The 12,390-nt window shown below is 60.3% G+C and carries 13 protein-coding genes; 6 read left to right on the top strand and 7 right to left on the bottom strand.

Going from position 1 to position 12,390, the window contains the following annotated elements:
* Positions 1-61 precede the first annotated feature (61 nt).
* From ACPJXG_RS16365 to ACPJXG_RS16350, 4 genes are all read right to left on the bottom strand, one after another.
* Entirely contained in the window at positions 62-517 is a 456-nt protein-coding gene (locus ACPJXG_RS16365; protein WP_425251706.1) for a GNAT family N-acetyltransferase, read from the bottom strand.
* Complete coding sequence (locus ACPJXG_RS16360) at positions 514-1,485, bottom strand: hypothetical protein (RefSeq protein WP_425251705.1); 972 nt, start codon at positions 1,483-1,485, stop codon at positions 514-516. Before ACPJXG_RS16360 ends, ACPJXG_RS16365 begins: the two co-directional genes overlap by 4 nt.
* A gap of 129 nt (positions 1,486-1,614) precedes the next feature.
* Complete coding sequence (locus ACPJXG_RS16355) at positions 1,615-2,325, bottom strand: WbqC family protein (protein WP_425251704.1); 711 nt, start codon at positions 2,323-2,325, stop codon at positions 1,615-1,617.
* Positions 2,322-3,473: a DegT/DnrJ/EryC1/StrS family aminotransferase gene (locus ACPJXG_RS16350; RefSeq protein ID WP_099402293.1), complete on the bottom strand. Its 1,152-nt coding sequence runs from the start codon at positions 3,471-3,473 to the stop codon at positions 2,322-2,324. Before ACPJXG_RS16350 ends, ACPJXG_RS16355 begins: the two co-directional genes overlap by 4 nt.
* A 510-nt stretch (positions 3,474-3,983) precedes the next feature.
* On the opposite strand from ACPJXG_RS16350, the gene ACPJXG_RS16345 reads away from it, so the two are divergent.
* From ACPJXG_RS16345 to ACPJXG_RS16335, 3 genes are read left to right on the top strand one after another with little or no spacing between them, the layout of a single operon-like run.
* Positions 3,984-4,940: a glycosylase gene (locus ACPJXG_RS16345; protein ID WP_099402292.1), complete on the top strand. Its 957-nt coding sequence runs from the start codon at positions 3,984-3,986 to the stop codon at positions 4,938-4,940.
* A gap of 26 nt (positions 4,941-4,966) precedes the next feature.
* A complete protein-coding gene (locus tag ACPJXG_RS16340; protein ID WP_402721055.1) occupies positions 4,967-5,716 on the top strand; it encodes a class I SAM-dependent methyltransferase in 750 nt (249 codons plus the stop codon).
* 60 nt (positions 5,717-5,776) lie between these two features.
* Positions 5,777-6,835 carry a class I SAM-dependent methyltransferase gene (locus ACPJXG_RS16335; RefSeq protein WP_425251703.1) on the top strand — a complete coding sequence of 353 codons (1,059 nt, stop codon included), beginning with the start codon at positions 5,777-5,779 and terminating at the stop codon, positions 6,833-6,835.
* Between the two features lie 139 nt (positions 6,836-6,974).
* Here the strand turns inward: ACPJXG_RS16335 and ACPJXG_RS16330 are convergent, their stop codons facing one another.
* A complete protein-coding gene (locus ACPJXG_RS16330; RefSeq protein WP_174718100.1) occupies positions 6,975-8,651 on the bottom strand; it encodes an electron transfer flavoprotein-ubiquinone oxidoreductase in 1,677 nt (558 codons plus the stop codon).
* Between the two features lie 263 nt (positions 8,652-8,914).
* Here ACPJXG_RS16330 and ACPJXG_RS16325 point away from each other — a divergent pair, with 263 nt between their 5' ends.
* Positions 8,915-9,691, top strand: coding sequence for an SDR family oxidoreductase (locus tag ACPJXG_RS16325; RefSeq protein WP_034752351.1), 777 nt, complete (start codon positions 8,915-8,917; stop codon positions 9,689-9,691).
* Here ACPJXG_RS16325 and ACPJXG_RS16320 read toward each other — a convergent pair.
* Entirely contained in the window at positions 9,688-10,254 is a 567-nt protein-coding gene (locus ACPJXG_RS16320) for a LuxR C-terminal-related transcriptional regulator (RefSeq protein ID WP_035818062.1), read from the bottom strand. The genes ACPJXG_RS16325 and ACPJXG_RS16320 overlap by 4 nt on opposite strands.
* Before the next feature lie 147 nt (positions 10,255-10,401).
* Between ACPJXG_RS16320 and ACPJXG_RS16315 the strand changes: the two genes are divergently transcribed.
* Positions 10,402-11,103: a CoA transferase subunit A gene (locus ACPJXG_RS16315; RefSeq protein WP_425251702.1), complete on the top strand. Its 702-nt coding sequence runs from the start codon at positions 10,402-10,404 to the stop codon at positions 11,101-11,103.
* Between the two features lie 20 nt (positions 11,104-11,123).
* Positions 11,124-11,774 carry a CoA transferase subunit B gene (locus ACPJXG_RS16310; RefSeq protein ID WP_035818065.1) on the top strand — a complete coding sequence of 217 codons (651 nt, stop codon included), beginning with the start codon at positions 11,124-11,126 and terminating at the stop codon, positions 11,772-11,774.
* 52 nt (positions 11,775-11,826) lie between these two features.
* On the opposite strand, the gene ACPJXG_RS16305 is transcribed toward ACPJXG_RS16310, so the two are convergent.
* On the bottom strand, positions 11,827-12,237 hold the full coding sequence (locus ACPJXG_RS16305) for a DoxX family protein (RefSeq protein WP_425251701.1): 411 nt from the start codon (positions 12,235-12,237) through the stop codon (positions 11,827-11,829).
* Between the last annotated feature and the right edge of the window lie 153 nt (positions 12,238-12,390).

Genomic DNA, 12,390 nt, shown 5'->3' with positions numbered 1-12,390 from the left:
TTTTTGCCCCATCCGTTTTGCAACAAAACATGAGCAGGGCGCGGCGCTGCCTGGCCTGTTGCTAGCGATGTTGGAATTGCCACTGCATGCGCAAGCGCGGGCCATCCGTTGCCGGCAGGGCAGTAAAGTCATGCCGGCGGTAGAGCGCGATGGCGGCCTGGTTCTCGCTTGCCACTTCCAGCGTGATGCCCCGCAGGTCCAGCTGGCGCGCGTGCGCAAGGCAGGCGGTGAGCATCTGGCTGGCGATGCCCTGGCGGCAAAATTCGCTCAGCACGCTGACGTTGCTGATGTAAGCCGTCCCTGCGGCTGCGTCGTGGTAGACGGCCAGCAAGCCGGCCAGCCGCGTGCCGGACCAGTTTTCGAAGCGCAGCGCGCGCGTGTGCAGCTTGCTGGCGTAGTCGGGCAAATTGACGCGTGCACGCAAGAGTGCGAGGAACGCCGCATCGCAGCCGAGAAAATGCGCGACGATCTCTTCTGCCGAGGCGTGCTCGCGGCGCAAGTCGAGTAGCGTGTTCATTGTTCCAGCTTTGCCAGGCCGAAACCATGGCGCCCGAACTGGTTGCCGTTATACAGCAGGTAGACGTTGCCGTCGCACTCGAACACGTGCGGATAGCACTGCATGTCGCTATCCCACTCGCCCTCGGTGCCTTCCAGGCCCGGCTGCTCGTCGTTGCGTGTCCAGTTGGCCAGGTCGTCGGACCAGGCGTGGCCGATGCGATAGCCGCGCCCGCTGTTCACGCGGAAATCCGATGATTGCCGGTAGCAGAAGAACATGTGGTGGCGACCGTCAATGGTGATCACTGTGGGCAGTGCCTGGCTTTCATCGGCGCCGAGGCGGTCCGCGATGATCTGGCGCGCTTCTTCCTTGGTCCAGTTGATGCCGTCGCTGGACGTGGCATGGCCGATCTTGTAGGTTCGGTCGGGCGCGCTGTCCTCGCTGTAGCGGCGCCAGCCTGTGCCAAAGATGTACCACATGTGAAAGACGCCGTCGATGTGCTTGACGAAGCCATCGCCGACCAGGCAGGGCTCGTGCAGCGATGGGCCGAGCACGGGGCCGGGACCGATGCGCTCGAACGTCAAGCCATTGTCGTGGCTGATGGCCAGGCCGATGGCTGTATCGACGGAAACAGAAACGCGCCGGTTCCAGCCGCACGTGTAGCCATACACGGCGTCGCCGTGGCGCATGACGCTCATCGGGAAAATGCCATGCTCATCGAAACAGCCCAGGCCGCCAAGGGCGATGACGGAATGCTCGGCAACGCCGATGACCGTGCGCAGGTCCTTGCGCATGTCGACGTAGGAAATGTGGCTCAGGTATTTGCCATTCGCGGGATCGACCGCGCGGGTCGAAAAATAGATGCGCACGAAGTCGTCGAAGACCAGTGCCTGCGGCGACTGCGCAAACTGCTTGCAGTCGTTTGCCAGCACATGCTCGGCGGGATCGAATATGTGGCCAAGTTTTTTCCATTGCATGGCTTTGTTCATGCGTCATGTCCTTTTGATACTGGCTGGCCAAGGTTGGCGCGCCATGGCGATGCCAGCCTTGCCGGCGTCGTGGCGTGAATGTCCCGCGCCTGATGTAGTGAATTGGTTGTCATGCTGATTCCTCTGGCTTCACGCCGTAGGCCGCGTCATGTCGAACTGCTGGCGAATGGCCGCCTGCAAGGACGCCGGCGACGTAAACATCATCACGTCGACAATGGATAACCACGGCACGAATTCGCCCCCGCCCTGCGGGTAGGGGTGCAGGCGCGACTGCAGGAACTCCAGCGCAATGCCCTTGGCGAGGAAATCCGCCTCGCGATACAGTTGCAGGCCGCCAATGGGGTTGATGTAGTGGTCGGCGCCAGTGGCCTGGCACAGGGCCAGCACCTTGTCCTGCCCCTTGAGCGCATGGTCGATGCCGATGTCGGACGAACGCCGCAGAGGCGTGGTGATGCCAAGGTGCCCGCAGGTCTGTACCAGGCTGTGCAGCAGGAAATCAAACAGGTTGACGGCAGGGTGGCGCACGATGGTTTCCAGCAGGGCCATGGTTTCGCGCAGATACGGTGCGCGACGGTACGCCCCCCTGAACTGGTTGAGCAGTTTTTCCGCGTCGAACTGCGGTGAAATCTCGCGCTCGCAGACATCCAGCTGGTCCGAAGCGTTTTTCAGAGGCACACTGAAGAGTGCATCCCCGTCGTTGAGCAGCATGCGATTGCGGTTGATCCAGCCTTTCTTGGTGTATTTGATATTGTCATAGACAATAAACAGGTCCGCCGCCGCGATCAGCTGGAAATAGCCGATGTAGGGCAGGAAATACGGCTGCATGATGGCCACTCTCATATGGCGTGCAGCAGCGCCGGCGGCGCCCCATATTGCGCGATCAGCTCGCTGATGGCGTCGATGTGTGCTGTTTCCAAGGTCGGATACAGCGGCAGGCAAATCACTTGCTCCGCGGCAACGCGAGCTGCTGGCAGGTTCGCCGGCGCTGCCGAAGGCATGCCGCGGTACATGGGGAAGTCACTGATGAGCGGATAGAAATAGCGTCGCGCGTAGATATTGCTCTCGCGCAATTTCTCGAAAAGGGCGTCGCGGCTCAGCGGGTAGTCGGGCCTGACGAGTATCGGGAAATACGCGTGGTTGGGGGTGACGTTGGGCGGCGGGCTGATGCAGTCGATGCCGCGCACGTGCGCCAGATTTCTGCGGTAGCGCGCGTCGACTTCCTTGCGCTGTGCAAGCGTCGTATCGATATTCTTGAGCTGCAGCAGGCCGAAGGCGGCATTGATTTCACTCATTTTGCCGTTAATGCCCGGCGCCACGACGGTTGTCTCATCGACAAAGCCAAAATTTTTCAAATGGTCAATACGCTGCTTGGTCTTGGCATCCGGCGAAATGATCGCGCCGCCCTCGAAGGTATTGAAGACCTTGGTGGCGTGAAAGCTCAGTACGGACAGGTCGCCGTCATTGAGGACGCTGCCTTGCGCGTGCCGGACGCCAAATGCATGGGCCGCGTCGTAGATGACCTTCAGGCCGTAATTGTCCGCGATTTTCTGTATGCGCTGGACGTCGCAAGGGTGGCCGTAGCAGTGCACCGGCATGATGGCGGTGGTCTGCGGCGTAATGGCCGCCTCGATTTTGGCCGGATCCAGATTGAAGGTGTGCGGATCGATATCGACAAATACCGGCTTGATGCCATTCCACAGCAACGAGTGGGCCGTCGCCACGAACGAGTAGGGCGTGGTGATGACTTCGCCGGTGATGCGCAGCGACTGCAAGGCGGTAATCAGGGCCAGCGTGCCGTTGGTAAACAGGCTGATATGTTTGACGCCGAGGTAGTCGCACAGGGCCTGCTCCAGTTGCTGATGGAACGGCCCGCCATTCGTCAGGATCTTGTTTCCCCAGATTTCCTGCAGGTAGGGCAGGAAATCCTCGAGTGGCGGCAGCGCGGGTTGCGTGACATATAGCGGTTTGCTCAGTGCGTCATGCCGCATGGTGGCCTCCGAATGGTGCGGGTAAGTGCCTGGCCAGGCCAGGCATGTTCATATTGGATGCCGCCCGTGCCCATGGGCGTGCAAGCTGTTCAGTTTTGAGGTGCAATGCCGCAGCAGGGGACGCGTTCATGGACGGAAGTGATCGAAAAGAATTAGCAACAGGAATTGTAACTGTTGGAAGTGCTTATGAGAAACTTTCCGGGCAGAATTAATTCGTACATGGTGTTGCGGCGCAAACTGGCTGTTGCAGGAAGGTCAAAGCGCGGCAAATCATGGCATTTCCATATTGCCTGGCGCTCGCGGGCTTGCCGGAAGCCGCGCCTCGATGTCTCCTGAGTAACTGTGCTGTTGCCGCCACGCGCGGTGCCGCAGGGCTGCATATTGCGCCTGATTTCACCTCCCTGCCCAAGGGAATATGCGATAATCTTGTCCGCTGGCAAGATTTTTCTTGCGCGGCTCAACGGTGGCGCAGAGTGGATCTGGCCCTACTTGCGATGGGAGAAGCGAGCGATGTTCAAGTGGGAAAAGCTGGGGAAAATGTTCGATCCCTCGACAGTGAGAGATCGTCCCTGGATGAAAGAGTTTTCCCAGGCGCCATCCGTGGTGGTCATGGACCAGGTGGTGCGCGTGTATTTCGCCTGCCGTCCGCCCCCCGATGCGCAGGGGAATTATGTCAGCCTTTCCGCCTACGCCGATTTTCGGCGCGACAACCTGCTTGAACTGGTCGGCGTCAGCGAGCAGCCTTTGCTGGAATTGGGCGGCCTCGGCACGTTTGACGAATTCGGCGCCTATTTCACGTCGGTGGTGGCGCGCGACGATGACGTGATGGCCTACTACGTAGGTTATACCCGTTGCGAATCGGTACCGTTCACTATCAATATCGGCGCCGCAGTCAGCCGCGATGGCGGCAACACTTTCAGTCGCCTGGGCCAAGGGCCACTTTTGCCCTGTACCCCGAATGAACCGTTCTTCCTGACGACCCCGCGGGTCCGCAAGTTCGGCGCGCGCTGGCATATGTGGTACAGCGCCGGCAAGCGGTGGGTGGAGACGGGCCGCAGGGCGGAGCCTGTGTATCACATCCGCATGGCTACGTCGGACGACGGGGTGCACTGGGTGAAGGAAGATCGCGACCTGGTCGAGTGCGTGATCGGCGACAACGAATGCCAGGCCTGTCCCGACGTCTTCGAGTTTGGCGGCAAATACCACATGCTGTTCTGTTATCGGGCGCATGAGAATTATCACGGGAAAGACGGCGGCTACAAGCTCGGCTACGCGGTGTCGGACGATCTGCTGCACTGGGAACGCGATGACAGCAAGGCCGGACTGAGCGTGTCCGAAGAGGGCTGGGACTCGGAAATGGTGTGCTTCCCGCACGTGTTTGCCCTGGATGGCGAAATCTACCTGCTTTACTTGGGCAATCAGATGGGACGGCACGGCTTTGGTCTGGCGAGGATGAACATACAATGAATAATTGCGCAGAGGGAGTAGTGAAAATGCAAACAGGTTTGAATGAGGAAAAAACGCTGCTGGAAAATTATGCGGCCAACTACATTACCTCGGATGATTCGAGCCAGCAAAGACTGATGCGCCATCTGGAAATGCGGGTATTCAAGCCGTATGTCAACAGGGGACGCGCGCTGGAACTGGGCTGCGAAATCGGCTACATGTCCGAACTGATCGCGCCGCTGGTCGACCAGCTCGACATCGTCGATGCCTCCGAGTTGTTCCTGCAAAGAACGCGGGCGCGCAACATCCCCAACGCGCGCTTTTTCTGTTCCCTGTTCGAGGAATATGTTGCCGAGCAGCCTTACGAGGCCGTGTTCGCCTCGCACGTGCTGGAACATCTGCTGGATGTGCAGCAGGTCTTGAAGCAGGTCAAGGCGCAGATGTCGCCTACCGGACACCTGCTCGTGGCGGTGCCGAATGCGCGCGCCATGTCGCGCCAGCTCGCGCGTCACATGGGGCTGATCAACGACCTGTATGAGCTGACGCCGAACGATCTGCGTGGCGGTCATCGCCGGGTCTACGACCGCGTGACATTGAACCGTGAGCTTGAGACTGCCGGTTTCGAGGTGGTAGCGCTGGGCGGGATCTTCTTCAAGCCGCTGGCAGATTTCCAGATGGACAAGATGATTGATTCCGGCATCCTCGGCGAGCCGCAGCTGGAAGGCCTGTATCGCATGGGCAACGAGTATCCCGATATGTGCGCGGACGTGTACGCGATCGCGCGTCCCAAGGCCTAGCCCTGTCTGGATTGGCTATCGATGAATATTGGAAAGGCGGACACTATAAATAAGCGCGTATTGATTTTTCCCGCAGGCATGCCACGCTCGCTGGCCTACCTCGACCAGGCCCTGGCGAACGGCATGCAGGTGGTGGGTTCGTCTTCGCTCGGGCACGACCCTGCGCGCGAGCGTTACTCGCGCTGGGTGCAGCTGCCCTACGTGACCGCGCCGGAATTCGACCAGGCCTTGCGGCAGGCCGTTGCTGCCCATGATATCGGCAGCATCTACACGCCCAATCCCGTCGTCTGGGATTACCTGCAGCGGCGTCTGGAGCGCGACTTCCCGGGTCTGGTGCTGGTCAACAGCGCGCCGCTCGCCAGTGAAATGGCGCCGTATGCGCGTGCCCTTGCATTCGGCAAGGCGGTGCTGGCGCAGCCATTCGGGCTGGCGGCCAGCGGCGAGCAGGCGCCGGCGGCCGCGACTCAGATCGCCGCGCTGTTCCGGCATGCCGAAACCATCCCTGGCATGTGCGACCAGGAAAAGATACGTGCCTTGTGCGAAGTTTTCCGCTATTGCCCGGCAGGCGATGTCGTGGAAGTGGGCAGCTGGTGGGGGAAATCCGCCTTCGTGCTCGCTTCGCTGGCGCGTTGCCATGGTACGGGCAAGCTGCTGTGCGTCGATCCGTGGACGAGCGAGCACCTGGTGCAGGCAAACAAGAGCGACCTGATCGATAACGTTGCGTGGGATGCCAGTGAAGCGCTGACCGTCTTCCAGCTCAACCTGTTGCCCTATGCGAATGGCATGGTGAATTATCTGCGCTTGCCCTCGGTGGAGGCGGCGCTCGAATACCGCCAGGATCACGTGGTCGAGACGGAGGCCTTTGGCCGGACCGAGTACAGCGGCAACATCGCCTTGCTGCATATCGATGGCAACCACGGCTACGCCGAAGTGCGGGCCGATATTGCCTCCTGGTGCGATCTGGTCAGACCGGGTGGCTGGATCGTGATGGATGACTATGCATGGGCTTACGGTGACGGACCGCGCCGCGCCACGGATGAATTCCTGTTCCAGCATGCTGCACGCATTTCCTGCGCCTTTTTCTCGGGTGGGGCACTCTTTATCCAGGTAGCAAGCTAGCCTGCGTCTTGCGCCAGCGGTGCCGGCAACGGGGGAGCTGCGGGGCAGGCTCGTCTGGCCAGCCCCGTTGTTGCAACGAATGTCATATTGCCGCTAAAGCAGGCGGCAACAGCCGCCACCCCGGCGGCTGATCGCCAACTTACATATTCGGATAATTCGGCCCGCCGCCGCCTTCAGGTGTCACCCACACGATGTTCTGCGTCGGGTCCTTGATGTCGCAGGTTTTACAGTGCACGCAGTTCTGCGCATTGATCTGCAGGCGTTCGGCGCCGTCGTCGTTTTTCACGAATTCGTACACGCCGGCAGGACAGTAACGCGCTTCCGGACCCGCATACGTGGCCAGGTTGACGTCGACCGGGACGCTGGCGTTCTTCAACGTCAGGTGGATCGGCTGGTCTTCCGCGTGGTTCGTGTTCGAAATGAACACGGACGACATCTTGTCGAACGTCAGCTTGCCATCGGGTTTCGGATACACGATCTTTTTCGACTGGGCGGCCGGTTTCAGGCATTCATGGTCGCCATGCGAGTGGTGCAGCGTCCACGGCGCCTTGCCGCGGAAGATCAGCTGGTCGATGCCCGTCATCAGGCTGCCCAGGTACAGGCCCTTCGACAGCCATGGCTTGACGTTGCGCGCCACGTGCAGCTCTTCATGCAGCCACGATTGTTCAAACGCGACAGGGTAGCTCGTCAGTTCGTCGTGCTGGCGCTGTTCGCCCAGCGCGCCGAAGGCCGCGTCCGCCGCCAGCATGCCGCTCTTGATGGCCGCGTGGCTGCCCTTGATGCGGCTCATGTTCAGGAAGCCCGCATCGCAGCCGATCAGCGCGCCGCCGGCAAACACCAGTTTCGGCAATGATTGCAGGCCGCCGGCCGCGATCGCGCGCGCGCCGTAGGAAATACGCTTGCCGCCTTCGAAGAACTTGCGGATTTCCGGATGCGTTTTATAGCGCTGGAATTCCTCGTACGGCGACAAATACGGGTTTTCGTAGTTCAGGCCCACCACGTAGCCGACCATCACCTGGTTGTTTTCCAGGTGGTACAGGAAGGAGCCGCCATAGGTTTTCGTGTCCAGCGGCCAGCCGCTCGAGTGGATCACCAGGCCCGGCTTGTGCTGGGCCGGGTCGATTTCCCACAATTCCTTGATGCCGATACCGTATGACTGGGGATCTTTGCCGGCGTTCAAGTCATACTTGGCCATCAATTGCTTGCCCAGGTGGCCGCGCGCGCCTTCGGCGAACAGGGTGTACTTGGCGTGCAATTCCATGCCCAGCTGGAAGTCGGGGCCCGGTTCGCCGTCGCGCTTGACGCCCATGTTGCCGGTCGCCACGCCTTTCACGGAGCCGTCGTCGTTGTAGAGGATTTCCGCGGCAGGGAAGCCCGGGAAGATTTCCACGCCCAGGTTTTCCGCCTGCTGGCCCATCCAGCGCACCACATTGCCCAGCGAGACGATGTAGTTGCCGTGGTTTTCAAAGCAGGCCGGCACGGCGAAGCCCGGCGTTTTATACGCTTTCGTTTCGGTCAGGAACAGGATGCGGTCTTCCGTCACTTCCGTGTTCAGGGGCGCGCCCAGTTCTTTCCAGTTCGGAATCAGTTCGGTCAACGCTTTCGGGTCCATGATGGCGCCCGACAGGATATGCGCGCCCAGTTCGCCGCCTTTTTCCAGCACGCAGACGGACACTTCCTGGCTCTTTTCAGCGGCCAGCTGCTTCAGGCGGATCGCCGCGGCCAAGCCTGCGGGGCCACCGCCGACGATCACCACGTCATACTCCATGGTTTCGCGCGGTCCGTACTGTTCAACTAAGTTATTAGGCTGTGTCATGGTCTCGATTGTTAGTAACTAAATAGGTAGCAAGGATAGGGAATAAAGCATCATCGGGGAAATTTAAGCACGAGTGTGCTTGTTTTTGACGAGGATTGCAACTTTGGCGCCATTTTGCGTGACATTGCCCCTCGCCGCAATCTAAATCCGGCCATTTTGTGTAATGATGGCGTTTACTTTTGCTCGAGTGCGCTGCGGGGGAATGTGCCCGATTGCCATAGGCACGGCGTAAAGTGTTGTCTAAAATAAAACAGGAGTAGCTCGTGGGCATAGAAGTCAATTTCGAGGGCAAGATTGCCCTGATTACCGGCGCATCGAGCGGCCTCGGCGCGCGCTTTGCGAAAGTGCTGGCCCAGGCCGGCGCACAGGTCGTGCTGGCGTCGCGCCGCACCGAACGCCTGAAGGAGTTGCGCGCCGAGATCGAAGCGGACGGCGGCGCCGCGCACGTGGTGTCGCTCGACGTGACCGACTTCGCCAGCATCAAGTCGGCCATCGCGCATGCGGAAACGGAAGCGGGCCCCATCGATATCCTCGTCAACAATTCCGGTGTCTCCACCACGCAACGCCTGGTCGACGTCACGCCCGAAGATTACTCGTTCGTGATGGACACCAACCTGCGCGGATCGTTCTTCGTGGCCCAGCAAACGGCCAAGCGCATGATCGCGCGCGCCAAGGGCGACCCGAAGAAACAGCACCGCATCATCAATATCGCCTCGATGGCGGGCTTGCAGGTGCTGCCGCAGATCGGCGTGTACTGCATGAGCAAGGCGGGCATGGTGCACATGACGCGCGCCATGGCCGTGGAGTGGGGGAAATATGGCATCAACACCAACGCCATCTGTCCCGGCTATATTTCCACGGAAATCAATGAAGATTACTTTGCCACCGAGCAGGGCAAGAAGCTGATCGAAATGCTGCCGAATAAACGTCCGGGCAAGCCGGAAGACCTCGACGGCCTGTTGCTGCTGCTGGCCGGCGAGGATTCGCATTTCATCAACGGCGCCATCATTTCCGCAGACGGTGGAATGAGTACCTTCTAACGCTGCAGCTGCAGCCCCACCAGCTTGTGCACGAGTTCCGACGACGTCGATGCGGCGAACTTGCGCATCAGCTTGGCGCGGTGCATTTCCACCGTGCGGGGGCTGAGGTCGATCTGGCGGGCGATGACCTTGCTGGTCTTGCCTTCCACCAGCAGGGCGGCGATTTCGCGCTCGCGCGGGGTCAGCTCCGCCGTCACGGGACGTTTCTCGCTGACATCCTCGAACGTCCAGATGCCCGCTCCCAGCGGTTTGTTCGGCAGCATGGCGTGGCCCGTGACGTGGCACCAGAACAATTCCCCATTACTGCGGCGCATGATGCGCTCGTCCGAATAGCGGCCTTTGGCGTTCATGATGGGGATGATGCGGTCACCCGTGCGCAGGAATTCGTCGTGCGTGGGGTAGAGTACTTCGAAGGACTGGTCGTCGAGCTGGGCGCGCGCATAGCCGAACATGGCTGCCAGCGCTTCGTTGCAGCTGCGCATGATACGGTTTTCCGACATGCACATGCCCACGGGCGCGTGCAGGAAGATGCTTTCATAATCGATGGCTGACGCGGCGTTCATCTGATACGTATCACTCTCACAGGGGGATTGCTGGCACGGCGCCGGTAGTTCTACGGTATTGTACTTTCCACTCGCGTATTTTATGCTGAGTCGCTGCCTGAGTCATGGACTCAAGATCAAAGCTTAACAAAAGATAGAGGGACACCCATGAATAAAGTTTATCCTGACGCCGCCTCGGCGCTGGCCGGTATCGTCCAAGATGGCCAGACCATCGCCGTCGGCGGCTTCGGCCTGTGCGGCATTCCCGAAGCCCTGATCGGCGCCTTGCGCGATTCGGGCGTGACGGGCCTGACGGCCATTTCGAATAACGCCGGCGTGGACGGCTTCGGCCTGGGCCAGCTCTTGACCACGCGCCAGATCAAGAAAATGATCGCCTCCTACGTGGGTGAAAACAAGGAATTCGCGCGCCAGTACCTGGCCGGCGAACTGGAACTGGAATTCACGCCGCAAGGCACTCTGGCTGAAAAACTGCGCGCCGGCGGCGCCGGCATTCCCGCCTTCTTCACCAAGGCGGGCGTGGGCACCATCGTTGCCGACGGCAAGGAACTGCGCGAATTCGACGGCGAGCAATACGTGATGGAGCGCAGCCTCGTGGCCGACGTGTCGCTGGTCAAAGCCTACATGGCCGACCGTGCAGGCAATTTGGTCTACCGCAAGACGGCGCGCAATTTCAACCCGAACGTGGCCATGGCCGGCAAGATCACCATCGTCGAAGTGGAAAAACTGGTGGAAGTGGGCGAGATCGACCCGGACCAGGTCCACACGCCGAGCATCTTCGTGCACCGCATCGTGGTCAACGCGAACCCGGAAAAACGCATCGAGCAGCGCACCGTGCGCACTGAAGCATAAAACAGAATACGGAGATTATTATGGCTTGGACGAGAGATGAGATGGCCGCGCGCGCGGCAAAGGAATTGCAGGATGGCTTTTATGTGAACCTGGGCATCGGCTTGCCGACCCTGGTGGCCAACTATGTGCCGGAGAACATCGAAGTTTTCCTGCAGTCGGAAAACGGCTTGCTGGGCATCGGCCCGTTCCCCACCGATGCGGAAGTCGATGCCGACCTGATCAACGCGGGCAAACAGACGGTGACGGCCTTGCCCGGCGCCGCCTACTTCAGCTCGGCCGATTCGTTTGGCATGATCCGCGGCGGCAAGATCAACCTGGCCATCCTGGGCGCCATGCAAGTGTCGGAAAAGGGCGACCTGGCAAACTGGATGATTCCAGGCAAAATGGTCAAGGGCATGGGCGGCGCGATGGACCTGGTTGCCGGCGTCAAGCGCGTGGTCGTGCTGATGGAACACGTGGCCACGGCCAAGGATGGCACGACGTCGCACAAGCTGCTGAAGCAGTGCGACTTGCCGCTGACGGGCGTGGGCGTGGTCGACGTCATCATCAGCGACCTGGGCGTGATCGATGTGACGGAAAACGGCTTGAAGCTGGTGGAGCTGGCGCCGGGCGTGACCAAGGAACAAGTGCAGGCGGCCACGGGCGCTGAGCTGGACGTCTCCGCCGTGTAAGCTCGGCGGATCGTCGTATGAAAGCAGGGCGGACAGCGATGTCCGCCCTTTTTTATGCGGCCGCCTTGCCGCGCAGCCCGTCCAGGCTGTAGGCGCCGGCGCCCGCTGCTGCGAAATACAGGAAGGTGAAGCAGTACATCACGGCCATTTCGCCGCCGTTCAGGATCGGCAGGAAACCTGCTGGCGCATGCGCCATGAAATAGGCGGCCGCCATCTGGCCCGACAGGATGAAAGCGACGGGGCGCGTGAACAGGCCAACCAGCAGCAAGGTACCGCCGACCAGTTCGATGACGCCGGCCGCGCCCATCACGGAAAACAGTTGCAAGCCATCGAACATGGCCACGTGCGGCGCGCCGAACAGCTTGGCCGTGCCGTGTTGCAGGAAGAGGAAACCGAGGATGATGCGCAGCAGGCCCAGCAAACGTGAGCTCCAGGTGGCGTAAAAGGCGGGCGAGAGGGACATGACGTACTCCATTCAAAGGTGGATGGTTCGGTGTCAGGCTTGCATTAACGCAATGTCATTATGCGCGAGCCTGGCGGCGAACAGGTGACAGTACTGTAATGGTTTTTCAATCATTGATCATCGTGGTAAATATTGATGCATGATTTACTGTGT

The sequence above is a fragment of the Janthinobacterium sp. NFX145 genome (genome assembly GCF_049810325.1).
Classification (GTDB): Bacteria; Pseudomonadota; Gammaproteobacteria; order Burkholderiales; family Burkholderiaceae_D; genus Janthinobacterium; species Janthinobacterium rivuli.
Note: the sequence above shows the minus strand (reverse complement) of the source record. Positions and strands in the feature narration are given on the sequence as shown.